Here is a 26,606-nt window from a genome sequence, read left to right on the forward strand (position 1 = left end):
TGCATTTCAGAGCAAACACAATGAGAAGAGCCTTGGCAAAACTGCCAAGGCTCTTTTTTTTGGGGGTCAGCCGGTTCGCCAGCTTACTTGCTGGCCGAGTCAGGCTTGAACTTCTGAAACTGAAACGCGCCAGCGGCGTAGTCGATGGTGACTCCGTCACCTTCGCCGATATCCCCTTTCAAAATCGTCGTCGCCAGCGCGTTTTGCAACTGATTTTGAATCACACGCTTCAGCGGCCGCGCTCCAAAGGCTGGGTCATAGCCTTCTTCCGCCAGCGCATCTTTGGCCGCCGGCGTAATCACCAGATCAATGCCGTTCTCTTCTAATTGCTTCGCCAGAAATCCAACTTGGATTTCAACGATGTTCCGCAATTGACTCTGAGAGAGCGGCTTGAAGACAATCGTCTCATCAACACGATTCAAAAACTCCGGCAAAAAATGGGTCCGCAAACTGGCCTGGGCCGCTTCACGCACCTCTTCGTCCGTTCCCCCTTCGGCGGCGATCTGTTGAATCGCTTGGCTGCCGATGTTGCTGGTCATGACGACAATCGTATTGCTGAAGTCGACGGTATGACCGTGATTGTCAGTCAGTCGCCCATCATCCAGCACTTGTAGCAAGATGTTGAAGACGTCGCGATGCGCCTTCTCAATCTCATCGAGCAAAATCACGCTGTAGGGACGCCGACGGACCGCTTCGGTCAGTTTGCCCCCTTCTTCGTAACCCACATATCCAGGCGGAGCGCCAATCAAACGACTGACGGCGTGCCGCTCCATGTACTCGCTCATGTCGATGCGCACCATCGCATGCTCATCATCAAACAAAATCTCTGCCAGCGCTTTACAAAGCTCAGTTTTTCCCACGCCGGTTGGCCCCAGAAAAATAAACGACCCAATCGGTCGATTCGTCGCTTGCAGTCCGCTGCGACTTCGCCGGACAGCGTTCGCGACGGCTTCGACCGCTTCATTCTGGCCGACCACCCGTTGATGCAGGCGTTCCTCCAGAACCAGCAGCTTGGCTCGCTCGGACTCGATCATCCGCGTTACTGGAATCCCGGTCCACTGGCTGACCACTTCAGCGATCTCTTCTTCGGTAACTTGCTCACGCAGCAAGCGACGAACTGACTTCTTCTCTTCTTGGGCGGCTTCCGAGTTATCGACCTCCGCATCCATCCGCGCAGTCAGCGCGTCTCGTTTCTTTTGCAGCTCAAACAATTGCTGATAGTCTGACTCTGGCACCGGAGAGCCGATCGCTTGCTTCTCTTGGATCGATGCGTGCAATTGCGAATACTGCAGTTCCAACTGAGCCAGTTCTTGACGAACTTTGGTGACATCTCCCAGCCCCAGCTTTTCGGTTTCCCATTGCTCGCGCAGCGAAGCCAATTGCCGGCGAAGATCGGTCATTTCGGCCTGAATCTCCGCGCGACGCTCGATCGCCGATTCTTCCGTTTCTTCCGCCAATTGACGATCGGCCAACTCCAATTGCGTTAGCTGACGTTGCACTGCGTCAATCTCGCCGGGAACGCTCTCCATTTCGATCGCCAAGCGGCTCGAAGCCTCGTCGATCAAGTCGATCGCTTTGTCGGGCAAAAAGCGATCGGTGATGTAACGATCCGATAGTTTCGCCGCCGCAACCAGCGCCGAATCTTTAATCTTCACGCCGTGATGCGCCTCGTAACGAGGCTTCAGCCCTCGCAGGATTGCGATCGTATCTTCTACAGAGGGTTCGCCCACAAGAACCGGCTGAAAACGGCGTTCCAGCGCCGCATCCTTTTCGATGTACTGACGAAACTCGTCCAGCGTCGTCGCACCGATGCAGCGGAGCTCTCCGCGCGCCAGCGCCGGTTTCAACAGGTTCGCCGCGTCGGCCCCTCCCTCTGCTTTGCCGGCGCCTACCACGGTATGCAGTTCGTCAATAAACAGCACTACATTGCCATCTGAATCCTGCACTTCTTTCAGAACCGCTTTCAAGCGTTCTTCAAATTCGCCGCGAAATTTCGCGCCTGCGACCAGCGCGCCCATATCCAGCGCGATGATCCGCTTGTTCTTCAAACTTTGCGGCACGTCTCCCTGGACGATACGCAGCGCCAATCCTTCGGCGATCGCCGTTTTGCCAACGCCTGGCTCACCAATCAGCACCGGATTGTTCTTGGTCCTTCGCGAGAGCACTTGAATCGTGCGCCGGATCTCTTGATCGCGTCCGATCACCGGATCAAGCTTGCCCTGGTTGGCGCGCTCGACCAGATCAATGCCATACTTCTCGAGCGCCTGAAAGGTCGACTCTGGATTTTGATCGGTCACGCGTGAACTGCCGCGAACCGATTGCAGCGCCGAGAGGACTTCTTTGTCGGTGACGGCGTTCACTTTCAAGATCTCTTGCGCCGCACTTTTGATCCTTGTCAGCGCCAGCATCAAATGCTCGGTCGAAACGAAGTCATCCTTCATCACATCCGCTTCACGCTGCGCCGCTTGCAGCACTTGATCCAGTTCGGCCGAGAGCGCCGGTTGACCGCCCACGCCAGAGACCTTAGGTAAGCGTCCCAGCTCGGAATTGACCAACTGAGTAATTTGGCTGCGGTTGGCCCCGATCTTCGCGAGGAGCGGTTTCACCACGCCATCCGACTCACGCAGCAAAGCGCCTAGTAGATGCATCGGAATGAACTGCGGATTGCCGGCGTCTAGGCAAATTGCCTGACCGTTTTGCACCGCCTCTTGAGCTTTGAGCGTAAATTTATCAAAACGTATCGCCATGGTCCTCGCGCCTCCATTAGGGAAATCTGCGCATATTTCCTGCGCACTTATTTTTGTACATCAGCGGCGGGAATAAATCACCGCGAAAAAGAAAATGCCCGAACAGACAACACGCGGGCGTCGCGCCGGCGTCCAGAGAAAGCGAAACCGGCAAGCTTGCGAACGAGACCTACAGGGGACGAAAGCTCGTCCCCTGTAGACTCGGATAGCTCGCAACTAGTCTTTCTTCACTTCAAACTCAGCATCGATCGCATCGTCGTCTCCGGCTGCTTCGGCGCCGGGGGCTTCCGCTCCGGGCGCTCCAGCGCCAGCGGCGCCTTCGTACAACACTTTGCTAAACGCGTGCGATGCCGCTTCCAGTTCGCTGATCGCCGACTTGATTGCGTCGACGTCTTCGCCTTTGGCCGCTTCGCGGGTTTTCTCGATCGATTTTTCCAAGGGCTGTTTGTCGCTGTCAGAAAGCTTTTCGCCGTTCTCCTTGATTAGCTTCTCTAGTTGGAAGCACATCGATTCGCCCTGGTTGCGCAGGTCGGCCAGTTCACGCTTCCGCTTATCTTCCGAGGCGTGCTCTTCGGCGTCTTTTTGCATCCGTTGAATCTCGGCTTCCGACAAACCAGAAGATTGCTCGATTTTGACGTGCTGCTCTTTGCCGGTGCCGACGTCTTTCGCCGATACGTTCAAGATGCCGTTTTGATCGAGATCAAACTTCACTTCAATTTGCGGCATGCCACGCGGAGCCGGCGGAATTCCATCCAGGTTGAACTGTCCTAGCAAGCGGTTGTCTTCCGCCATCGGACGTTCCCCTTGGAACACGCGAATCGTCACCGCCGACTGGCTATCTTCGGCCGTCGAGAAGGTTTGCTTCTTTTCGGTCGGAATTGTGGTATTCCGCTCGACCAGCTTGGTGAAGACGCCGTTCAGCGTTTCAATACCCAGCGATAGCGGAGTCACGTCCAACAGCAGCACGTCTTTACGATCGCCTGACAACACGCTTCCTTGAATCGCGGCGCCAGCGGCAACCACTTCATCAGGATTCACCCCTTTGTGCGGTTCTTTGCCAAAAATCTTTTTGACCATCTCCGCGACTTTGGGAATCCGAGTCGAACCACCGACCAACACGACTTCGTCGATGTCGCTCGGCTTTAGGTTCGCGTCGGCAAGCGCCTTTTCGACCGGAACGCGGCAGCGCTGGATCAAGTTGTCCGTCAGCTCTTCAAACTTCGAGCGGCTGATCGAGATCTGCAAGTGTTTAGGTCCCGACGCGTCGGCCGTGATAAACGGCAGATTGATGTCGGTTTGCGATTGCGAGCTGAGCTCTTTCTTCGCTTTTTCGCACGCTTCCTGCAAACGCTGCAGAGCCATCGTGTCTTTGCGAAGATCAACGCCGTGCTCTTTTTTGAACTCATCCGCGACGTAGTGGATCAGCTCTTCGTCAAAGTCATCGCCACCCAAGTGCGTATCGCCGTTGGTGCTGATTACTTCAAAGACGGTTCGCTCCCCTTCTTCTTCACCTTCCGGCGGAGAAACTTCGAGAATCGAAATATCAAAGGTACCGCCGCCCAAGTCAAAGACCGCAATCTTCTCAGCCTTCTTCTTGCCTAGACCATAGGCCAGGGCCGCTGCAGTCGGTTCGTTGATGATCCGCGCGACTTCCAAACCGGCGATTTGACCGGCGTCTTTGGTCGCTTGACGCTGAGCGTCATTGAAGTAAGCCGGTACGGTGATGACCGCCTTGTTGACCTTGTGGCCCAAGTAGGACTCGGCCGCTGCTTTTAGCTTTTGCAGAACTTTGGCGGAGATCTCTTGAGGAGTATATTCGGCATCGCCAATTTTGACTTTGACGTACTCATCGGCTCCCCCGACGACCTGGTACGGGATCATCTTCTCTTCCGAGTCGACTTCGTTGTGACGACGACCCATGAAGCGTTTGATCGAGTAGACCGTCTTCTTGGGGTTGGTCACCGCCTGACGACGAGCCGGCTCTCCGACCAGGACATCCCCCTTGTCGGTAAACGCAACGACACTCGACGTGAGTCGATTGCCCTCGGCGTTCGGAATAATTTTGACTTCGGAACCTTCCATAATGGCGACCACCGAATTGGTCGTCCCCAGGTCAATTCCAATGATCGTTTCGCCTTGTGCCATAATTTTCATTCCTCCTCGTATGATTCGAGGTTCCCCTCGGTTTGCGTCTGGTTAATTTGACGGCAAGGATAGAAAGCAAGCTCCATGCCAATGTGAAAAAAATCATGGCCAATCAACCTAAGTCACTAGTATAAAAATACTTACCAACTAGACTGCCAGGCCGATTTTACCGCCTGATGCCAAATTGGCAGCAGAAATCAACCGCGCGGCAGATGGGGGTTCGTAACTCGCGGCGGTTGATTACGATAGATGCGAACTCGATTGACGATCGCCGGTTCGGGCGAATCGAACTTGGTGGAGAAGGGACGAAATGTCGAAAAAAAAGAGTGCGAAACGCCCTACCCCGACGGCGCTCAAGCGTGAAGTCGACCTCCTCGACCGCGAACTCGCAAGTCTCCTTCAGCAGCGCGCCGAGTTGGTCCAAACCGCGACCGAAATGGCGGCGGACGGCAATCCGGTCGACGACTTGATCGACGACGACCAGCGGATCGATGCTCTGGCTGAGAAAAGCCGCGGCGTCCTCCCCCCGAAGGAGATCCGAACAATCTTTCGCGAAATCTTCAGCGGCTGCCGAACCGTCGCCGCGCAACAGAAGGTTGCGTTTCTTGGTCCTGAATATAGCTATAGCCATCAGGCGGCGATCGAACGTTTCGGTCAAAGCGCCGAGTTAGTGCCGGTTGCGACCATCGCCGCCGTGTTTGAAGAAGTGAGCCGCGGAACTTGCCAGTTTGGTTTGGTCCCGGTCGAAAACTCAAACGATGGACGCGTGACCGATACGCTGGACATGTTCGCCAAGCTACCGCTTAAAATCTGTGGTGAAATTCAACTGCGCATCCATCATTGCCTACTCGCGAAATGCGAGCGCGCAGCAATCCGCGAAGTCTACAGCAAGCCGCAAGCCATCTCCCAATGCCGCAACTGGCTAGCCAAGCATTTGCCGCAAGCACGCGTCAGTGAAATGACCAGCACTACCGCCGCCGCGCAATTAGCCACGCAGCAAGCAGGCGTTGCAGCCATTGCAAGTCGCGCCGCCGGCGTTAACTATGGCTTAAACTTTGTTGCAGAGAACATCGAAGACAATCCCCGCAACATTACTCGCTTCGCTGTGATCGGCAACGAGTCGGGCAAGAAGAGCGGTGACGACAAAACGGCGATGATGTTTCAGACCGAACACAAGCCGGGCGCATTGGCCGACGCAATGAACATCTTCAAACGTCACCGGCTAAATCTAACCTGGATCGAATCGTTTCCGGTCTCAGGCGGAGACCAGGAATATCTCTTCTTTGTCGAGATGGAAGGGCACGAAAGCGAAATGAAGATCCGCCGAACCATCGCAGCGCTTGAGAAGAAAACAATTCGTCTGGAAGTGCTTGGTTCGTTTCGCAAGATGACGCCGGCGGATTAGGCGTAACAATTTCGCATGAGCGGTCAAGGGATTTACCCCCGGAAAGTTCGCCCCAAAAACTGCTCTTCTCCTACGACTCAAAGAAACGACAGCTATAAAAAATAAACGGCGTGAGCACGAGTTTTGAGCTCGTACTCACGCCGTTTTTGTGAATTAACCACGATCCGATCGCGCAACGTTCAGTTAGTAAGTTGCGCGATCACTGCGGATTGGCGAGAGTTCGGCTTACCAATAAACGCCGATTCGCGGCGTTACCACCGCGCCGCCATACGGACGTCCGTAATATCCGCCGCGATAATAGCGGGGGCCATAACCATAGCTACGGTAGCCATAGCCTCGATAACCACCTCGGTAGGCAGGCGCTCGATAATAGCCACGTCGATAAGCTCGACCGCGCCATGCGACGTCCTGAACCTCGTGAGACGCGGTTGCCGACGGCGCCTGCGTCGATTGCGAACCGCTAAAACCGGGGGCCGCGTACGCGACTGTCATCGCAACGGCAGCTACGCTGAGAACCGCGTAGGATCCGATGGCTTGAAATTGCTTACGGAAGCGTGCAATACCCATGATATGAACTCCTTCTTTTGGACAGGGATGCTTCAAATTCATGGCTGACATCTATTGCAAAGGTCATGCCAAGAACCCTCGCTCCTTGATCCATCTACGGCTGTTTCCCCCCGAAATACAGGATGTGCACCTCCTGATCATTTCGACGTGCGGTAGCTTCTCAAGCCGTAATTGCGAAGTTTTTTTTGCTTCCCCAGAAGAGAATTCATGGATCTTCCACCGACTTTTAGGTGGCGAGCAGTCGCTGCGATTACCAATAAACGCGCGCGTTGGGTATGACGATCACGCCGCCGCCACCGTTATGAAGCGGACGATAGAACGGGGTTGTGTTGTAACCCGGGCCATAGATCGGTCCATAACCACGGTTATACCCGGTGTGGTTATGGATAGGACGCCCGAAAATCGGCCCCATGTAGGTCTGAGCAAAGCCAGGCCCGTGCCAGGCGACCGCTTGTTTTTGCAGCGTTGACGTCGCCAACGAAGCGGATCCGGCATAAACCATGGTCAACACAAACGCTGCCGCGCTCAGTGCGATCCAATGGCCAAACCGCCGAAATTGCGATCGAAAAGGGACTGCATTCATCGTTTCTGCTCCTCAAAAACCTTGGATCGTCGGACAATCCAAACGGGACCAATCTCAAACTACAAGCCATTTCTCAGCGACCAACATGGATCGCAAAGCAAACGCCTCATTCGGATGTTGGCCCGTTGCGCAACGACCGAAAGACGCCTTCGATGGTTGACGACCCTCAGCTTTTGAGACGTCGTCATCCTGCTTGTAGTCTTTGATCGGCCAGTTTCTGCGAAAGAATCGAACAATCGCCGCGGACGCCGTTTACCTTACCAAGCAACAAAGAGATACCGATTTTGGTAAGAAGCGGTTTATTGGACCGACTCGCAGTCACGCGGCTCAATCTCAGTCACGCGGCACGATTAACCAGTGCGACCGTAATAACCAGGAAAACCAGAAATGTCGAAACCGCGAAGTGGAAAGAGCTTTCCACTTCGCGGAATCAAGACATTCTGCATAGATTGCGACCAGGTGGGGAGAGTGATCGTTCTCCAGTCGCACTACCAGTAAAAGCGATTGACCGGAGTCACCACGCGAGCCGGACCGCGGACGTATCCCGGTCCAAACCAGGGGCGGTAATAATTACGAACGACGGTCGGACCCACCGGAAATCCAGGGCTGACCACAACCACAGGGCTTGGCTGAAAGACAGGGACAACCGGCATCACAGGCTGGTAGTAGACGCGACGCACTGGTCTGCCGCGCCAAGCAACTCCTTGCGATGACGCTGACGTAGCCCACACCGACTGCAAGTCACGACCACCAGGTGCAACGTAGGCCGCGCACAGCAGGACGGTGGCGACGCCCAGAAGCATCCACCGTCCTGATCTTTGAAACTCCCTGCGAAAAGAAGCCGTATTCATACTCTAAAATCCTCTGACGCAAATGAGTGGATGGAACATCGATATCGAACGGACTCGACAGCAAAAGCACAAACCGAAATCGAACTCTTGCTAGGCACGGATAGAAGTCAGGAAACTAAGCTCGGCCGTTTTACGACTCCCTTTTCGGAAAAAGGACGACTCAACCAGACTCGACGATGCCGCCTAGTCAACACACTCCCTAGACTTCTAACGCAGAGATACCGAGCTAGCGACCGGTGAAAGTGCGGCAGAGATGGGGGATGCATGTGTTATTAGGCCCCCAGTTCGCACTAGAATGCAATACTCACCCCCCTTCAGGCAATTTAGATTTCGTTGCCTGAAGGACGCAGGTCTCTGTTCATAGGTTGGCGACTTCCTATTCGCCGCATTACCTTACCAGTAATTGCTCGGGTACGTCCCGATCACAATGTTGGGCTCACGGTAGCTGCTTACGCAGTCGGAACAGTGGCCGGATCGAACAGGTGTAGCTTGATAAGCAGAATAAGTCGGGGCTACATAGGTAGGCTGGCGAAAAATACCGCGCCAGGCAACATCCGACGACGATTGTGCAGTGCTGAAGCTCGGAACTGCTAGCATGACGGTAAGCGCTGCGCTGCAAACGCCGAGCACGATCCAGCGTCCGAACGCTTGCACCTGATGGTGAGATTGATTGGTGATCATTTTTCACTACCTATTCATTGGGTGTACAACAGAAGAAACTAAGGCAGACGAATTCGTTTACTTCCTCCATTACGCGTCCAAAGTCTCCCAAACTTCAATACATACCCCCCAAAGGATGTCATGTAGTTCCCGCAAGCCTCGGCAAATCAAGGCTAAAAAGAGGTCTAGGTCCGGGGATGCTCCCTCTCGACGGCGGGTAAGTCGGCGTGATATATTGATCGGTTCGTTCTTGGCGGCTTGCTGTCATGGATCCGATATCATGCGTTGTTCCCAGCCAACCAGAGGACTGCCCCTGTGAGACGACCTTTTATTGCCGGCAATTGGAAGATGAACTCCACCCGAGCGGAAGGTATCGCCCTGGTTGAAGGGATCGCGAAGGGTCTTCCGGCCGACTGCTCGGTCGAAGTCGCGGTTTGTCCGCCCTCTCTATATGTAGAGGCGATTCTCTCTGCCGCGAAAGATAGCCCCATCGGCGTAGGCGCTCAGAACATCTACTTTGAGGCATCTGGCGCATTTACCGGTGAAATTTCCGCCGCAATGCTTAAAGATGTCGGTTGCCAGTACGTGATTCTTGGTCATAGCGAGCGTCGCCATGTTTTTGGCGAATCAAGCTCTATGATCAACAAGAAGGTTCACGCGGCCTTAGCGGCTGGTTTGGTACCGATCGTCTGCGTCGGGGAACTATTAGAAGAACGCGAAAACGGTAAAACGGCGGATGTTGTCGCCGAACAGTTTTATGGGTCGCTGGCCGGCGTGTCGGCCGAGCAAATGGAAACCATCGTCTTGGCTTATGAGCCGGTTTGGGCCATCGGCACCGGCAAAGTGGCGACGCCGCAGCAAGCCGAAGAGGTTCACGCCGATCTTCGCAAGGTGGTCGAAGCTCGCTACAATTCGGCCGTCGCCGAAAAAGTCCGTATTCAGTACGGTGGTAGCGTGAAGCCTGACAATGCGTCCGAATTGCTCTCGCAGCCGAACATCGACGGAGCTCTGGTTGGTGGCGCCGCATTAAAAGCGGATAGCTTCCTAGGAATCATCGCGGGCGCCAAGTAACGCAACCTACGCCCGAACTGGCAACTACTCACGGATCGATCGATGCAATATTTATTCGGAATTGTGCTGAGCCTTCTCTCGCTTTTCCTCATCCTCCTGGTGCTTGTCCAGCGGGGCCGAGGCGGCGGTTTGACTGGCGCTTTGGGTGGGTCCGGCGGCACGAGTGCGTTTGGCGCCAAAGCGGGTGACACCTTCACCCGCGTTACGGCCATTGTGACCCTAGTCTGGATTTTGCTTTGCAGCGTTGCGCTGGCGATGCTTCAAACCTCGGGCGATTCTAAATTGCAAAAGGGTGGCGCCGCTCCGTTGCCGAGCCTCGAAGCTCCTGCGACCCCCGGCGAAAAAGCGGATGCTGAGCGAGTTCCCTTCAATCCAGCCGCAGGCGAAACTCCGGCTGCGGACTTAGAGCAACCTGCTGCGGAAGCGCCAAAGGCGGAAACTCCTCCTGCCGCTGAAACCCCAGCAACCACCGAAGCACCGAAAACGGAAGCTCCCGCTGCGGAAGCTCCCGCTGCGGAAGCTCCCGCTGCGGAAGCTCCCGCTGCGGAAGCACCGAAAGCGGAAGAGAAGCCAGCCGCCGAGTAGGCCTGCTCACGATTGTTCCGGCCGTCGAACTTCTCCGACGGTCTCGCCTATCCGGTTTGAAAGCGTTCCGCTCGTGCTGCTAAGTATGACAGGCTTTGGCGAATCGCATGCCCAGCTCGACGGCTTGGCAGTTACTGTGGAAGTTCGCGCGGTGAACAACCGCTATTTCAAGCTGAACATCCGCGGGGCCGAAGGCTACGCTTGTTTTGAACCGCAGATCGAAGCGATCGTTCGCAAGCATGCGAAGCGCGGGACAATCAACGTCAACTATCGCGTTCATCGAGAAGCAAGCGCAGACGACTATCGCTTGAACGCCGCCGTACTGAAAAGCTATCTGCATCAGCTGCGCGGCGTCAGCTCGGACTTGGGCCTGGCCGAAACGCCCCACTGGGACAGCCTGCTGCAATTGCCCGGCGTTATCGAAGAGCGCAACAGCGAAGCGATTGACGTCGACGCCGATTGGCCGCTGCTCGAAAAAGTCTTGCACGAAGCGCTGACTCGGTTCACGCAAATGCGGAGCGAAGAAGGGCGCGCGATGAGCGCCGACCTGACCAATAACTGCCAGGAGATCGCCGCACAGTTGGCCGAGGTCGAGAAACTAGCGCCCCAGGTGGTCGAGAACTATCGAACGCGCATCACCGAACGTTTGAACAAGCTGTTGGAAGACTTTGAGGTGACGGCCGATCCCGCTTCGGTCATTCGCGAAGTAGGAGTTTTCGCCGACCGCACTGACATTTCGGAAGAAGTGGTGCGACTCAAGAGCCACCTCGATCAATACGCGGCGATCATGCAAAACGAGGATTCGGCCGGACGCAAGCTAGAGTTCCTGACGCAAGAGATGTTTCGCGAGACCAACACGATTGGCTCCAAGGCGAACGACTCAGAGATCGCGCGCCGTGTGGTGGATATGAAAACCTGCATCGAACGAATCCGCGAGCAGATCCAAAACATCGAATGAGTTTCGTTACGGCTAACACGACTTTACCGCGACGACACGATATGGCTTCAGCTCGTACCGGCAAATTGGTGATCCTTTCAGGCCCGTCGGGGTCTGGAAAGACAACCGTTGTGCAAAAATTACTCGCCCTGGCGGAGCCGAGACTGGAACTGAGCGTTTCGGCCACTACGCGACCTCCGCGTGCCGGCGAAGTCGCAGGCAAATCCTACCACTTTCTGTCGACCGAAGAATTTCAACGTCGCCAAGCGGCGGGAGAGTTTCTCGAGACGTTTGAAGTATTTGGCAACGGCTACTGGTACGGCACACTGCGTAGCGAAGTTGAAGACCGACTGCAACAAGGGATTTCGGTGCTGTTAGAGATCGATGTCGACGGAGCCATGGAAATCGTCAAGCAGTATCCGGCTGCGGTGACAATCTTCCTTAGCCCCGGCTCGCAAGAAGAGCTGGAGCGTCGACTGCGTGGTCGAGGGACCGAACCGGAAGAAACGATTCAGCGTCGCCTGACTACCGCTAAGCGAGAGTTGGCCGCGATGCACCAATACAAGTATCAGATTGTGAACGACGCCGGCGCCGTGAACGAGACCGTTCAAAGACTGGCGAACGTGATTCAAAACGATTCGGGAGACGATGCGCTATGATGGAAGAACTGAAAGAAGAATACATCATCAACAAGGTCGGTGGTCGCTTTAAGCTATCCACGCTGATCCAAAAACGACTGGTCGCGCTCAATGCCGGCAGCCGTCCGTTGGTCACCATCGCCAGTGAGAACAAGATGGAGATCGTGCTGGAAGAAATCAAGCAGGACAAAATTCACCTCGACATGTCGAACGAAGTTCGGATCACCGGCGGCGAAAGTGATGGTGGACAATTCTTTGACGACTTCGGCGGCGATCTATGAGTCGACGTCGCGTTGCGATCGGAGTTACCGGAGGCGTCGCCGCCTACAAAACGGCGATGCTGGTCAGCCGGCTTGTGCAGTCTGACATTGACGTAACCACCGTTCTGACGTCGGCAGCTACCAAATTCATCGGCGCGGCGACTTTCGCCGCGCTGACCGGCAAGCCGCCAGCGCTCGATGCGTTCGATCCTCATTATCCGCTTGGTGCGCATATCGAGATCGCCAAGTCGGTCGATCTGCTATGCATTGCTCCTGCTTCGGCTGACTTCTTGGCGAAGACCGCCCACGGCGCCGCCGATGATTTGCTCAGCACGATCTATCTCGTCTTCACCGGCCCCGTCCTGATGGCGCCAGCCATGAATCGTGAAATGTGGGCCAAGCCGGCCGTCCAACGCAATGTCCAACAGTTGGTCGCCGACAATGTCGAAATGGTCGGCCCCGGATCGGGCTGGCTCAGCTGTCGCGATCAAGGCGCTGGTCGAATGTCCGAACCAGACGAGATTTTCGCAGCGATTCAAGCTCGTTTGGCGACCCTTTCCTGATACGTGCAAACGTGGCCCAAATTCTGATAACCTCTGGCCCCACGCGGCAGTACATTGATCCTGTTCGCTACATGACGAACGGATCGAGTGGCCTCATGGGCGCGTCTCTGGCCGCCGCCGCAATCGCCTCTGGACATGACGTCACCATCATCTCAGGCCCGGTTCAGGTCGAGTATCCGCCCAAGGCACGCGTTATTCCGGTCATCACCACCGAAGAAATGCTGGCCGCATGCGAAGCCGAGTTTCCCGCTTGCGATGGCTTGATCGGCGTCGCCGCCCCTTGCGACTATCGCCCTGAACGGGTCGAAGGGCACAAGATCGCCAAGACCGGCCAGCCGCTCACCTTGCATTTGATTGAGACCCCCGACGTCGTAGCGACTATGGGCGCCAAAAAGCAGCCAGCTCAATGGGTCGTTGGCTTTGCCTTGGAGACCGAAGACGCCCGTTTCCGCGCGCTGGTGAAGCTCGAAAAAAAGAACTGCGATTTGATCGTCTTGAACGGCCCCGAGGCGATGAACTCCGCCGACATTCGTGTGGAGATCCTCGATCGTGACGGCGAAGTTGCCGCGATGCTCTCTGGGCCCAAAGCGGAAGTCGCCGCCGGCATCATGCAGGCCATCGAGATCAAGTTGATGAAGTCGCAATCGTAGGACTTCGTCATTTCACCAAACAAAGCCGCTCCGGAATCGGTCGCGGCTTGCCGGACTTATCCACGCACGCCAGCAGCGTTCGCCCTGTCGCGAGCAACTCGCCGTCTCGCCGCACTTCGTACTGATTTTCGATCCGCACCCCTTTTGCTTTGACCGTTTCGACCGAAACGCACAGCAGGTCATCAAAAAAGGCCGGTCCGCGGTATTTGCATTCGGCCTCGGCAACCACCAAAAAGAGCCCTGACTCTTCCATTTCGCGGTAACTAAAGCCAAGCTCGCGTAGCATTTCGGTTCGGACGACCTCAAAATACGTGATATAGTTCGCGTGATGAACGCGAGCCTGGGCGTCGGTTTCCTGGTAACGGACGCGAATGTGCATTTCAAACTTCGTAATCACAACCACTCCGCTGGGCTACGTGCAAGTTGACCGAACCTTAAGCGTATTCTATAGTTAGCGAAATCGAAAGGCGTCATTCGTCCCGCATTCGTGGGGCGTTCTGCCGACGAAAGGATCTCCATGAGCTCTGACGGCGAATCTGGTACCGATTATTTAACCATGCGCGGACGAGACTATCCTTCGCTGCGACAATTCACGGTTTTTCTCGAAAACCGCGTCGGTCAGCTTTTGGAAATCGTCCGCCGATTCGAAGGCTCGAACGTCCGCATCGTCGCGCTCTCGATCAATGACGCCACCGAATGCGCCTTCGTTCGTTTTCTGCTCAGCGAACCAGAGCAAGGGCGTGAAATCTTAGAGCGTGCCGGTCTGGCGCTGATCGAAAGCGACCTGATCGGGATCGAACTGCCGCGTGGGCCGCAGCCGCTGCTGCAGGTCTGTACCGCACTGCTGCAAGCCGAAGTCAACATCGTCCAGGCCTATCCCCTGCTCAACACGCCCAACGATCGTCCGGCCGTCGCGCTGATGACCGACAATATCGAAATGGCGATGGAAACCTTGTCCAGAAAAAACTTCCGCATTCTGACCGAACAAGATCTGAAATTTGACGACGACTAAATTGTCGCATCCGCGTTAATCCGCACGATCCGCTTGATCGACGACAAAGCCGAACTCTCTTCGCTTCTCAGCGCCTGCCAGGCCAAGTTGGGCACTCGCATCACATAGAATTAACTGCACAATAATGGATTCCGCTTAAGCCCTGGCTCGCCGCGCGGGCAAGCCGCAGACGCTCCCCTTTCGTCTGGTCGTCAATGATTCACGTTCGCGAACTTGTCAAAGCATACGACGATCTCCGCCGCGGCCAATTCGTCGCGGTCGATCACGTCAGCCTGTTCGCGATGCCGGGCCAAATCTACGGTCTGCTAGGCCCCAACGGCGCCGGCAAAACAACCGTCCTCCGCATCCTCAGTACGGTCTTACGTCCCACGAGCGGCTCGGTCCAAGTCAACGGTTATGACGTCGTCACCGAACCGGCGATGGTCCGTCGTCAGATTGGCTTTGTCTCGACTAATACCGCCGTCTACGAGCGGATGACCGCCTGGGAAACGGTCGAGTACTTCGGCCGCTTATACGGGCTCGAAGAAGGCCTACTGCAAGACCGGATGGCGACCATCTTCAAACGTCTGCGCATGGAAGAAATGCGCGACGTCCTGGGCTCGAAGATGTCGACCGGCATGAAACAAAAAGTATCGATCGCCCGCGCCATTGTCCACGATCCGCCGGTGTTGGTATTTGACGAACCAACGCTCGGCCTCGACGTATTTGTCGGCCGCGCGTTGTTGCAGATCATCGCCGAGCTCCGTGAGCAAGGAAAGTGCATCATCTTTTCCTCGCACATCATGCGCGAAGTCGAAAAGCTGTGCGACCAAGTTGCGATTATGCATAAAGGGAAAATCCTGGCCGAAGGAACCCAAGCCGAACTACGCGATCGTTATTCGCAGCCCGATTTGGAAGAGATCTTCTTCCACTTGATCGGCGAGCCTGAAGACATGGCCGACCATGCCGGAGCCAAGCAAGACTAAAACGCATGAGTTGGTACAACATCAAGCTGATCCTGTTCCGCGAGCTGCGCGATCAACTACGTGATCGCCGCACCCTCTTTTCAATCGTCATCCTGCCGGTCTTGCTCTACCCGCTGATGGGCTTGCTGGTGATGCAGGTCATGCAGTTCCGGCAACAGAACCCGGCTCGCCTGCAAATTGTCGGCGCCTCTGAGCTTCCCGATTCTCCGCTGCTGCTGGATGGCGAAAATTTTTCGGTCGACTTGATGCGAGAAGACTGGTCGCCCGACATGTTCGAGATCGAAATCCTCGAAGGGACCATCGATCCCGAAATCATCCGCCAAACGGCGCAAGACGCAATCACCGCCGGCCAGTTTGACGCGCTCATCTATTTTCCCCCAGGCTTCGCTGAACGGTTCGAGCAGTTTCGGGATCATGTCAACGGCGACGCCAAATCTGAATCGCAAGAGTCCGAGGCCGAATTCCCGCAACCGCAAATCTTTGTCAACTCGGCACGCGAAAAATCGATCGCCGCTCATGGGCGTTTTCTCACGATCCTAAAGCGCTGGCGCGAATTAATGATCGCTCGCAATCTGGCGGCGCATGACGTTCCGCCGGAAGTGACCAACCCCTTTACTGTCGACGAAATTGATCTTTCCGAAGAGCCTGAACGTCGCTCATTTATCTGGTCCAAGATCTTTCCGTTTATCGTCGTCGTCTGGGCGCTGACCGGTGCTTTCTATCCGGCAATCGACTTGTGTGCCGGTGAAAAAGAACGCGGGACGCTCGAAACGTTGCTCTCTAGCCCGGCTTTGCGATCCGAAATTGTCGGCGGCAAACTGCTGGCGATCATGACCTTCAGCATTGCGACCTCGTTATTAAATCTCGCCAGCATGGGGCTGACCGCAACGCTGGTCATGGGGCAACTTTCGGCGGCCGGAGCCGATGGACGCTTGAATTTTGGGCCTCCGCCTGTTTGGTCGATCGGTTGGTTACTACTGGCGCTGATTCCGATGGCGGCCCTCTTCAGTGCGCTCGCCTTGGCGGTCGCAGCGCTGGCCCGCAGCAGCAAAGAGGGACAATACTATTTACTGCCGCTGCTGATGGTCAATCTGCCGCTGGTGATCTTGCCGATTCTCCCTTCAGTCGAAATTACGCTAGCCAGCAGCTTGATCCCAGTCACCGGCGTTTTGTTACTGATGAAAACGCTCATGGAAGGGAATTACCAAGACGCATTGATCTATGCTCCCGGCGTGATCTTGGTGACGACAGTCTGCATCTGGCTTTCGATTCGCTGGGCGATAGATCAGTTCAACAACGAATCGGTTCTATTCAGTGAAAGCGAACGCTTTGATCTGAAAGCTTGGGTGATTCACCTCTATCGCGATCGCGGTCCAACGCCGCGCGCCGGCGCAGCGATCCTGGCTGGCCTGCTGATCCTGATGATCCGCTACTTTGCTGGCCCTTTGTTCAAGTTGCCGACTACAGGCAGTGGCTTTGTCGCCTACATTTTGTCGATCCAGTTTTTAACGATCTTGTTGCCGGTCTTGTTGTTGGCGGCGCTGTTAGCCCGCAGTTGGCGCGAGACCTTCCTGCTGAAGCTCCCCTACCTAATGACGGTCCCTGCGGCAATTTTGTTGGCTATAGCGGTTCATCCGTTCTCGGCGATGCTGGGTTGGTTGGTGCGAGATCAATTTCCGATCGACAGCCAAACGACGCAACAACTAGAAGCATTGCTGGGCCCTGCCCTGGAAGGTTTGCCGTTTGTGGTGGTGATTTTGCTGATGGCCGCGCTGCCGGCGATCTGCGAAGAGTTCGCCTTCCGCGGGTTCATCCTTTCAGGCTTGCGTCACATGGGGCATAAGTCAGGCGCCATCGTCATCACGGCCCTCTTCTTCGGCGCCACGCACGGCATGCTGCAACAATCGATCAACGCAACGATTGTGGGCATCCTGGTCGGCTTTCTCGCGGTACAGTCACGCAGCCTGTTTGCTTGTATGGCGTACCACGTCACCCACAACAGCCTGGCGATCGGCCTAACCATGCTGCGAGCCGACGGAGTGAAAGAATCCGATTGGCTGGCTTACATCTTTCTGCCGACGCCCCCCGATGCGGACGTCACCGCGATTGTCGATCAGTTCTGCCCTTATCAGCCTCTGCTGGTCGGAACCGCGTTTGTCGCATTTATCGCTTTGTTCTGCTACTTCGCCACGCTGCCAGCCAATCTGTCAGACGAAGAACGCCTGCAAAAAGCGCTAACCCGCCAACCATCGGAAGCGGCCGCCGCGCGCGGCCCGGCCGGAATGTCGAATGACTAGAGCGTTTCCTCGAAGGCTGTAGCGTCTTCAGCGTCGGCAAGGCAAGCTGGGCAAGGCGACCTAAGCAGGCGAATCCTTAGATTCGTCGATGCAGGTCAACGCAGACCGGCGCAGCCGTAGCCAGCTGAAACGCTACAGACTGAGTGGAACCGCTCTAAGGACGAATGTCGATCGAAAAGCCGGATGGCCCCTCCATCCAGGTGAGACATACGCCCTCACGAATTCTTCATGCAGCTCTGGCCGGAGTGGACCGGACCGGACTAATTTTTCTGTCATCCCACCGCACACTCTGCCCGAGCGTTAATCTGGGCGATTTGCCGAATTGGCAGTGACGGCATACGTTATGGTTTCCCCCATAGCACCGGACCGGACCGCACTCGTTTTTTTCTCGATCGCGTAGCGGACCGGACCGCACGCGATTTTTTTTTCGTCGAAATCCCCCCATCTTGACCCAGTGTTAATTTGGGCACCATGGCTACGGACTTGCGTGGCCATAAATGCGGTCGTCAATCTTTAAGGATGACATCTCTGTAAGTCGTTTCTACCAAGATGGTTGTGTGTGGACCGGACCGCATACGTATTTTCCAGGTGACGGAGTGGACCGGACCGATCCTCTTTTTTTCCTGTGTGGCGAGTGGACTCGGCACCGATTTTTTTTTTGGCACGCTCCAAGCGCAGCGATGGATGTGGACTATCCGAGCAAGTGGACCGGACTCAGCGCCGTTTTTTTCTTGGGGGGCAAAGTGGACTGAGGTTGTGAGTTTATCCAACGCCGTCACCATCGCCTTTCGCCTCGCGGGCGTTTTTCGTTTTTTAGCGGCTGGTTGGGCGCTCGATTTTCGGTTGCTATTTTCTGGAGTGGATGGCGGCGGTCCGTTCGGGGCGGGTCGCTTGGTTCCGCTCTGCTTGGGTCTCCTTTTTAGGCCGGTTTTAGGATTCCCAGACTCAGCATCCTCATGAAGTTGTAGGTGATGACGTACCATAGCGTCGCCGTTTTCACTTTTTTTAGGCTGCGAACCCGAAACTGCTGCAGGCCCCGGTTGCGGCATTCGGCGTTGGGGAATTCAGCGATCGAGGGGCGTTGTTTTAGCCGGGCCTGAGCCTCTTCCGTTTTCATTCGTTCGCGGAACGCGGCCATTTCGTTGTTGTCCTCTTTGCGGCGTGCGTACGGGTCGCCCCCTCGCTTTTCGATCTGCTCGACATAAGTCATCGGAGCCGTCACTTGACTGCCGGCTTGCTCGACCGCCGTGATTCCTCCCCGGGTCGCGAACCCGCCGTCGACGATGTAATGCTGGGGAGTTTTGTCATAACGCTCGCAGAGGTTTTCATGCATCGGCTGCATCTGATGACCATCGCTGCCGTTGTTGCTAACGTCGACGCCAACGATCAGACGCGTCTCGGCATCGGTCGCGAATTGCACGTTATAAGCCGGACGAAATCCGCCACCGCCCATCTTCATGTTGCGTGCTTCCGGGTCGGTCGTACTGCAACGCGCCTCTTTGCGCTTCTTTTTATTCTGCTGATCTTTTTGTTTCTGCAGTTCCGGCAATTCTTCCAAGGCTTTGTTCACCCGGTCCAAAAGTTCGCGCGCCGCCCGCTCTTGCGCCGCCTTGCGGCGAGCGTCGCTAACGCCGTTATCCGAATTGTCGTCGCTTTCGTCACGCAACTTTTTTACTTGCGCTGCCGCTTCTTCGCGGCATTTTTCCAGCGTCTGCTGACGAAAGAACGAGCTGGTGCCGGCGCTGGCCCGCACTCGCATGCCGTCTTGAGCAACCGTTTCCAGCGTGACAATATTCTGGTGCAGCAGCGTCGCAATCGTGTCGGTCAACAGTTCATCGAGGAACTCGCCATGCATCGTACGAAAGTCTGCCAGCAGGTGATAATTGACGCCGACATCGCCGCAAATCCACAAGTAAGCCAAGTCGCGCGTACACAGTCGCGCCACATGTCGAGCGCTGCTGATCCCTTCAATAATCGCGAACATCCACAACGCCATCAAGATTTTTGGATCAACGGCATCGCGTCCGGCCGATCCTTCGACGACGCGAATCTTCTGATATAGCGGCGTCAGATCGAGCGAATCGACATACGCCCAAACCGCCCGGACGCGATGATCCCGCGGAATCATCTGATCCAACGAAGCATCCCGAAACTGAACTTGAAACCGCTCCGGCCGCTTCACGCGCACCCGAGAAACGTCTGGTTGTGAGTTTGAATTATCCATCCCCCCGTTTTAGCGCCGCGATTTTGTGTCGCCAAGCGGGGTTGGAAAAAATCACAGCCTCACTGGACTCGCAAGCATGTTTTTTTAACAAACTTCCCAGCTTGCCCAAATGGAGAACTGGATAGTTTAGACGTTGACACTGTTCGACCGGGCCAGAATCCCTGCTGACTAAGCTCGAATGTCGCCTGAAGGAGAAGAGCAGGTTTGAACTCCCTACTTGGGGAGACATTCGTCTTGAGAAATTAACCGTTCAGCCTCGCCCGCCGTCGAGCTGACTCAACGGCCAATTTTGCCGGTGGGGAGGATCGCACCCTCCGCTGCAGCGAGGAAAGAATGTCGACCTCGCCAGGCGTTAATGTATAAATACATTCTAAGTAAAGACCCGCACTTTGTCAATCCTTTCTCGAAAAAATAACCAGCTCGGCAGCTAGTCAACTTTGCCCCGCGTGAGGAGGTCAAAGCAGTTGCGAAATCGGCATTCAATTCAATTGTGAAGGAAATCGCACTGGCAACTTCCAAAGATCGCCCAGGCAAATGCTTGACAGCCAAATGGAACAGAACTCATCCCACGAACTCGCTTAGGTACAGAGAGGCCGTTGCATACCTCGCAGCCCTGGGTACGCGAACTCCCAGCAATGCTGACGTTGGATTAGGATATCGAGAACTTCGGTCCACCCTCGCCAGTGGCCGGGCATCCGCAAGAAGAGATAATGGTGACGCCAGCGAAATATAAAATGAATCGACGTAATTGGTCGCTTCTCGATCGTTCGACGTGTGACGATGAATAGGCAGTGGACTAAAAAAGGGTCCACCCCCACTGACGCCGTAGCATCTGAATAAAAGCCAAAAAAGTGTTCAACTCGACAGTCTCAAAGTGAACGCAATCTAAACTTTAGTTCGTGTAATCGCCGATCGGATTTCAAATTTGCTGAGGAAGCACCGATTACTTCAAGCACTGTACTTGTACCATACGGCCAGTTCAGCGCATCTTCGGATAGCACTGTGTACAAAAGTTTGAGCAGTTCTTCCGGGTATTTCGATGCGAGAGTATGGCTCCTATCTTCGTAAAGAGAATGAATGCGGTTTCCCTGTTCTAGCTTCCCGATTTTTGGAAGTAGCAAATCAAGGGCATCTCGAAACCGAAGTTCACAAGTCACAAGAATTTCAAAGAGCCGATTGGCTGTCGGAGGATCATTCTTGACCGACTTCTGAATTGGCCACGCACTATTGAAAAGGCGCTCTATTAATTCCCAATCGGCCGCATCTTGTTTGTCAAAGTCAAAGTGAACATAGTGCAATACAGCTATCCGAAATCCACGATTACCGTAAATTAGAAGATCACGTAATTCTGAATCGGTGACGCACTTTTCTCCCTCATCTCCGTGCGTCCAACTACTGAGCACATGCATCGCTACACTTTGAAACTCCCAATCATCAAAAGCATTTGCAGCTTCTATTCGTTGAAATAGATCCCCTTTCAAGTACTTAAAAACCGACGGGGAAAATTGGGAATGCAATAGATATCCGTCTACAAGGGCCTGGCGATCAACTTCGGAGCCAGTTTCGAAAACATTTAGAAGATGAGCCATCGTCCAGTCTGAATTATGTTCATAGAGCCAGTTCAACTGACCCGACAGAATAGAAATAGCGTATTGACGTGAATCCGCGGGCAAAGCGAGGGCTCTCGCAAGCAAATTACGGGAACTCTCCGGCAGTCCTTGCCCTTCATCGATTCGATTGTCATACAACAGAGATCGTACAATATGACCAGCGGGTGAGTTGATTGCTTCCGTTTGCCAATTCCTCGTCGAACCTACCGCGCGAATACCTGATCTTGTGTGATCCCCCGGCATCGTAAGTGCATCTAGCAATGTGATTGCGACCTGATCAAATAGCTCGGATTGGTCTCTCTTCAACTTCTCGTGAATTTCGTTAAACCACCATGTGACGTCATAAAGGATTGGGCGAATTTGATCCTGGTTGGCCGACATTAGTAAATTGCATATCTCCGACGTAAACTCCACTGAGTCATTTTTACGATAGTCGGGCCTCAAAAAGTTCCGCCAAGCCCAATCTGGGAAATCGGATTGCAAGGCGGCGTGCTTTAAGACTTCCAATGCCTTTACCGGATATTTCGAACTCAAGCCTGCGAATGGACTGTGCTCGACAAATCCTTCGAAGCTATCGCCTCTTGAGGTTTCTCGTGACTTTTCGAGTACTTTGCTGATGGGAACGTCAAGTAAAACTCCGCAGTCTGTTACGTGTTCCACCCTGCCGGATCGCGGCTCTCTAGATTGGGCGGCAACTTCGCCAGATTTTTCTGTCCAGTTTGGCGATTTCGATTTTAGTTCGCTTATCTTCTTCGATATATCAAAGGTGAATTCGCAACCGCTAGTTGAAAGCCAATTCAAACGGGTCAATGTTTCCCAAACTCGATATTCCTCAAACTCTTTTTCATCAGGATCTTTCCAACGCGGCATGCCTTTGAGGATTCGGTTCTCAATCTTTACTTTTTGATCCGCCGAAAAACCGCTCCATCTTTGTTTGAGCGAAATGAGTAAATCACGTTGGTGATATCCATCCCAGAAAGAATCGTCACTCAATGAATTGATTACACCTACATATTCTTCTACCGTTGCGACTTCTTCCTTTGATGCAGCCCAAAAACGAAGTCTGGCGAAAACGAACTCATCTTTTGTCGGCCAAGACAAATACTCACATTTTGCTCGATCTGGATCGATTTCTATCAGACGCTCAAACAATGTCGCGAAGAAAAGGAGATTTCCCGAAATACCATCATCGCGACAATGAATCCCAAATCCCTTTTGTTTGTCGGGATTAATGGGGCTCAGATGTTGGAGTTGAAAATCGCCCACTTCGCGACAGAGTTGAATGGCCAACTCAAGGTTCTTTCGATGCTCTCTGATTACTGGCGCCAGCCATTCGCTGGGTATTTTCGATGCAAGTTCGGAATAGCAAGGAAATTCAACTTTAAAACGGACTAGTTCGCAGGACTCGGGGGTTTCTACTTTGCGAGGCGCTATGGACTTCGCCATAAAACCGCGATCGGCTGAAATATATGGTCTAAGTTGGTGAAATTTCTCTCGAAGTCTCGATTCTGACCACCCATCCACTTCGATACCTTGAAATAGTTGTCGAAGATCATGTGGCGTGGCCATTCGCCGATGCCTGCGAGACTCGCGTTCTGACCAAGCCTCTAGCAAGTACTTCCAAGTCTCCACCCACTTCGTTGAGGTTTCGCGTTCAAGTTCTTCAAGTGTCCATTCGATTTGATCGCGGAATGTAGGATGCAGTATTGGCTGATCAGCTGCCCACCATAGGGAAGCCGGTTCGTCAAGGACACTTGAAAGCCACCGACTCAGCCATCCGAAGCGAGCAGGCAATTGCTGCGTCTGAGAACCGCCGTTTACCTGATAATTTTCCGGACCAAAGCTAATGCTTGACTCCGAATTTTGAAAACGAAATGCGTTCCAGGCTCCCTCTGGCACTTTTCGTTCTTGATAATCATTCCCTGCGGAGTGAGGTTTCGGCTCAACATCAGAGTCAAGTCCATATAACTGAAACGGATCAATGATTGGAGAATCTAGATCGTACCGACGCTGACGCCCTGGAGGGGCAAAGCGACACTTCGAGTCGAGTACGCACAGCCAAGTAGCTGGTGGCCGCTTTTGACAAAACTTTTGGGCGCCTGAATTGTCGGAAATGATATGGACGATTTGACCTCGCTCAAAAGAAGTCAACCTGTCAGGCTCTTCTTTGGCGAGTTCAAGCGTCCTGTCTTTCCATGCGTCGGGATTCTCAGCGCGTTCTCCCCAACTCGAAAGCGTGTCCCAAAGCATCCGATAGCCGTTATCGGGATTAAATAGAATCGGCTTCACTCCTCGTTGATTCCACTTTGCCGTTCCCTCTTGGTCGAATTCATCTTGAAATGCATAGAGGCGATGATTTGAGTTTTTCACTCGCCCTAGGCCTTCCAAAAGATAGCTAACAGGTGGATCGTCCGCCGAGTAGCCAACGAATACAACAATGTAATTTGCGATGACTTTTTTTATAAAGCTGGTCGCCCAACCCTCTGCCAGATATGCGTGCCCAAAACCTGATGTTGAAAGAACGAAGCCTGATTCCGTTGCTCCCGTATACGCATCATTCACTCGTCCATGAAGGTGTACAATCCCGTCCAACTCGCCGAAAACTTCCGGATTAGGTAGTTGTCCAGGTTCAAAGCTCGGTAGCTCCGGTTTGGCTACGCTAAACAAGCGATCGAAATTGGTTGTAAGAAGCTGCGTCGTTCCTAACGGGGTCTTGGCTAATCGTAGTAGTATTTCGTGCGGCCTAGTCGGTGGAGAATCGCCTGGATTCAGAGAACCAGCAACAGCAGCTTCAATGTCTGATACTTCGAACTCGCGCTCCAGACGACCAAACACTAGATCGGCAGCGATCAACCCGCCGATTTTTTTGTCCTGAAAAACTTCCATTAATTTGCGTATCTCGAGATCCTGCTCAACACCAAGACGCGAGATTACTCGTTCTGCTAATCCAATAAATGTCGGCAACTTAGCTTCCGCCATGGATACGCCTGCACCACATATAAAGACAACTCTGCCTTCATCGCGAGCGTTTAAGAGTTCGTCTGGGATCGAAGGACCGTTTTGGATAAATCGCATGGCTTACCACCGTTTGAATGGCTCCGAAAATCATCGCATATACGCCCAATGGCCACGGACTTGCGTGGCAATTGGTTTTGCACGACTGTTCCGTTTGACAGCGATTGATTTTAGCAAAGGCGAATGGACTCGACTTGATTGATTGTCACCAACCTAGATTGCAGGCCCCAATCATTGTTAGGCAACGCCGTGGCAATGAATGGGGCTTGCATTCAAGATCCGCCCCATCAAACGTCAGCATATTTAATAAACACAAACCCAGGGCTCCGTCGCTTCGCGACGAGCGCCCTGGGCTAGGTTAGAACGGCCGCTTTGGGCCTAAGAATTGGGCGTGATCGAAACTCCGCCCGCTTTCCGCTTTCCGCTTTCCGTTAGTCGATCGCCTCAATCGCATCGGCCAAAAGATCTTCAATCCTGTCGATCTTCCGCAGATCATCAATGATCGCCGGATGGGCGAAGACTCTTACTTTTTTCACGTAGTCGTCGAACTGGCGTTTGGCCAAGGTTTCGACCATCGGCGAGACTTGGCCCAGCATGCGGTATTTGTCTTCTTTGGGCGAGTAGATCTCGATGTTGAATTGCACTTCTAACTTGATCGGCGGTGCGTCGATCAAGATTTCGTGCGGCGCGATGCGGCGCGTCATGGTCGTGCTTAGCCGGTTGGCCAGTTCGGCCGACAGGCGTTCTAGCCAGGCGTACGGTCGGCGCGCGATCAGGTCGTAGAAGTCGGGGTTTTCGACAAAGCTGTATTCGAGCAGCCGTTTGTAGACGCGCCGCGTCGGGCCGAACAAGCCATACAGCAGGTCCCTGGCCGGTCCGTTGCCGGCGGCGCCGCGCATTGACGCGATCATCGGTTGCTCGACCTGGCGGAAGAGGGAATCGAGATCGAGTTGATCGTGCAGGATATAGAAAGCCCGCTGAAACATCGCTGTGCCCGATCGGACGGCGTGATGCCAATAGACTTCGCTGAACATGATATACCGGGCAAAGACCATCATCTCGGCGGCGGTGCGCCCTTTGTTGGTCAGCGCCAAGCCGGTTCCGGCCTGATTTAAGCAAAGACTGCCGATCAGGCGCTGCTGGTCGAAGTTCATGCCGTACGGAACGCCGGCGTGCAAACTGTCGCGGCGCAAATAGTCCATCTTGTCGACATCGATCGGGCCCGAGAGGAGGCTTTGCAGCACCTGCATTTTTTTGGTGCGAGCCTTCTCGGACAGCAGCGCCACGACGTCGCGCGGGTTGATACCCCAATCGTCACGCAGACAGTCGGCGATTTCTCCTTCCAGCAAAAAACTGTTGGCGAACATTTCGTGCTGCGGCACGTTGGCCAGACGCAGGTCTTCGATCGGGTGGCAAAAGGGCCAATGTCCCAGGTCATGCAACAGCGCGGCGACAATCAGCAGCTCGGCGTCGGCCGGCGTGATAATTTCGGCGAACCGCTCATCATGCCCTAGTTGCTGCAAATAGAGGAGCGCGGTGCGGTAGACGCCCAGCGAATGCTCGAACCGGGTATGGTTGGCGGCCGGGTAGACCAGCGAAACCAGCCCCAATTGGCTAATTTGCTGCAATCGGCGGAATTCTGGCGAGTCAATTAGTTGCCGAACTCGCGGCGAGAGCGGGACGTCCATCTCGGGGGGAATGCGGACGACCTGGCGTTTGACGTTGAGCCCGGCAACTTCGGGGATGTGCAGAATATCGGTCATTCGCTCGTTATACCTGCGCTGCTGGTCGGCTGAGAAGGCGACGAACCGAGTCCGCCTA

20 protein-coding genes are annotated in these 26,606 nt (G+C 54.4%); 11 read left to right on the forward strand and 9 right to left on the reverse strand.

What is annotated here, in order from left to right:
• Window positions 1–83: 83 nt before the first annotated feature.
• Together clpB and dnaK are read right to left on the reverse strand one after the other, a co-directional pair.
• Complete coding sequence (clpB, locus tag SH421x_RS18610) at window positions 84–2,747, reverse strand: ATP-dependent chaperone ClpB (protein WP_488851305.1); 2,664 nt, start codon at window positions 2,745–2,747, stop codon at window positions 84–86.
• 216 nt (window positions 2,748–2,963) lie between these two features.
• Window positions 2,964–4,892, reverse strand: coding sequence for a molecular chaperone DnaK (dnaK, locus tag SH421x_RS18615; protein ID WP_488856454.1), 1,929 nt, complete (start codon window positions 4,890–4,892; stop codon window positions 2,964–2,966).
• 310 nt (window positions 4,893–5,202) lie between these two features.
• On the opposite strand from dnaK, the gene pheA reads away from it, so the two are divergent.
• The gene (gene pheA, locus SH421x_RS18620; protein WP_488851307.1) at window positions 5,203–6,297 is read left to right on the forward strand and encodes a prephenate dehydratase; all 1,095 of its coding nucleotides are present in this window, start codon (window positions 5,203–5,205) and stop codon (window positions 6,295–6,297) included.
• Window positions 6,298–6,522: 225 nt separating this feature from the next.
• On the opposite strand, the gene SH421x_RS18625 is transcribed toward pheA, so the two are convergent.
• The 3 genes from SH421x_RS18625 to SH421x_RS18635 form a co-directional block, all read right to left on the reverse strand.
• Window positions 6,523–6,864 (reverse strand): hypothetical protein, encoded by a 342-nt coding sequence (locus tag SH421x_RS18625; RefSeq protein ID WP_488851309.1) that lies wholly within the window; start codon window positions 6,862–6,864, stop codon window positions 6,523–6,525.
• A 250-nt stretch (window positions 6,865–7,114) separates the two neighbouring features.
• Entirely contained in the window at window positions 7,115–7,447 is a 333-nt protein-coding gene (locus SH421x_RS18630; RefSeq protein WP_488851311.1) for a hypothetical protein, read from the reverse strand.
• A gap of 488 nt (window positions 7,448–7,935) precedes the next feature.
• Complete coding sequence (locus SH421x_RS18635) at window positions 7,936–8,250, reverse strand: hypothetical protein (RefSeq protein ID WP_488851313.1); 315 nt, start codon at window positions 8,248–8,250, stop codon at window positions 7,936–7,938.
• 1,023 nt (window positions 8,251–9,273) lie between these two features.
• Between SH421x_RS18635 and tpiA the strand changes: the two genes are divergently transcribed.
• The 7 genes from tpiA to SH421x_RS18670 all read left to right on the forward strand — a co-directional run bounded on the left by tpiA (window position 9,274) and on the right by SH421x_RS18670 (window position 13,662).
• On the forward strand, window positions 9,274–10,029 hold the full coding sequence (gene tpiA, locus SH421x_RS18640) for a triose-phosphate isomerase (RefSeq protein WP_488851315.1): 756 nt from the start codon (window positions 9,274–9,276) through the stop codon (window positions 10,027–10,029).
• A gap of 42 nt (window positions 10,030–10,071) precedes the next feature.
• Window positions 10,072–10,614 (forward strand): preprotein translocase subunit SecG, encoded by a 543-nt coding sequence (gene secG / locus SH421x_RS18645; protein ID WP_488851317.1) that lies wholly within the window; start codon window positions 10,072–10,074, stop codon window positions 10,612–10,614.
• Window positions 10,615–10,687: 73 nt separating this feature from the next.
• Window positions 10,688–11,572: a YicC/YloC family endoribonuclease gene (locus tag SH421x_RS18650; protein ID WP_488851319.1), complete on the forward strand. Its 885-nt coding sequence runs from the start codon at window positions 10,688–10,690 to the stop codon at window positions 11,570–11,572.
• Window positions 11,573–11,613: 41 nt separating this feature from the next.
• On the forward strand, window positions 11,614–12,210 hold the full coding sequence (gene gmk, locus SH421x_RS18655; RefSeq protein WP_488851321.1) for a guanylate kinase: 597 nt from the start codon (window positions 11,614–11,616) through the stop codon (window positions 12,208–12,210).
• On the forward strand, window positions 12,207–12,470 hold the full coding sequence (locus SH421x_RS18660; RefSeq protein WP_488851323.1) for a DNA-directed RNA polymerase subunit omega: 264 nt from the start codon (window positions 12,207–12,209) through the stop codon (window positions 12,468–12,470). The genes gmk and SH421x_RS18660 overlap by 4 nt, the downstream gene beginning before the upstream one ends.
• Entirely contained in the window at window positions 12,467–13,012 is a 546-nt protein-coding gene (locus SH421x_RS18665; RefSeq protein WP_488851326.1) for a flavoprotein, read from the forward strand. The genes SH421x_RS18660 and SH421x_RS18665 overlap by 4 nt, the downstream gene beginning before the upstream one ends.
• An 11-nt stretch (window positions 13,013–13,023) precedes the next feature.
• The gene (locus tag SH421x_RS18670; protein WP_488851328.1) at window positions 13,024–13,662 is read left to right on the forward strand and encodes a phosphopantothenoylcysteine decarboxylase domain-containing protein; all 639 of its coding nucleotides are present in this window, start codon (window positions 13,024–13,026) and stop codon (window positions 13,660–13,662) included.
• Window positions 13,663–13,669: 7 nt separating this feature from the next.
• Here SH421x_RS18670 and SH421x_RS18675 read toward each other — a convergent pair whose 3' ends face one another.
• Window positions 13,670–14,059, reverse strand: a complete 390-nt coding sequence (locus SH421x_RS18675; protein WP_488851330.1) for an acyl-CoA thioesterase — start codon at window positions 14,057–14,059, stop codon at window positions 13,670–13,672.
• A 120-nt stretch (window positions 14,060–14,179) separates the two neighbouring features.
• On the opposite strand from SH421x_RS18675, the gene SH421x_RS18680 reads away from it, so the two are divergent.
• The 3 genes from SH421x_RS18680 to SH421x_RS18690 all read left to right on the forward strand — a co-directional run bounded on the left by SH421x_RS18680 (window position 14,180) and on the right by SH421x_RS18690 (window position 17,936).
• The gene (locus SH421x_RS18680; protein WP_488851332.1) at window positions 14,180–14,674 is read left to right on the forward strand and encodes an acetolactate synthase; all 495 of its coding nucleotides are present in this window, start codon (window positions 14,180–14,182) and stop codon (window positions 14,672–14,674) included.
• 194 nt (window positions 14,675–14,868) lie between these two features.
• Window positions 14,869–15,639, forward strand: coding sequence for an ATP-binding cassette domain-containing protein (locus SH421x_RS18685; protein WP_488851334.1), 771 nt, complete (start codon window positions 14,869–14,871; stop codon window positions 15,637–15,639).
• A gap of 5 nt (window positions 15,640–15,644) precedes the next feature.
• Entirely contained in the window at window positions 15,645–17,936 is a 2,292-nt protein-coding gene (locus SH421x_RS18690) for an ABC transporter permease subunit/CPBP intramembrane protease (protein WP_488851336.1), read from the forward strand.
• Between the two features lie 919 nt (window positions 17,937–18,855).
• On the opposite strand, the gene SH421x_RS18695 is transcribed toward SH421x_RS18690, so the two are convergent.
• The 3 genes from SH421x_RS18695 to SH421x_RS18705 form a co-directional block, all read right to left on the reverse strand.
• On the reverse strand, window positions 18,856–20,160 hold the full coding sequence (locus SH421x_RS18695) for an IS1182 family transposase (protein WP_488851338.1): 1,305 nt from the start codon (window positions 20,158–20,160) through the stop codon (window positions 18,856–18,858).
• Between the two features lie 869 nt (window positions 20,161–21,029).
• Window positions 21,030–24,845: an SIR2 family protein gene (locus SH421x_RS18700; protein WP_488851340.1), complete on the reverse strand. Its 3,816-nt coding sequence runs from the start codon at window positions 24,843–24,845 to the stop codon at window positions 21,030–21,032.
• A gap of 371 nt (window positions 24,846–25,216) precedes the next feature.
• The gene (locus SH421x_RS18705; RefSeq protein WP_488851342.1) at window positions 25,217–26,548 is read right to left on the reverse strand and encodes an HD domain-containing protein; all 1,332 of its coding nucleotides are present in this window, start codon (window positions 26,546–26,548) and stop codon (window positions 25,217–25,219) included.
• Between the last annotated feature and the right edge of the window lie 58 nt (window positions 26,549–26,606).

The organism is Blastopirellula sp. SH421 (genome assembly GCF_057808535.1).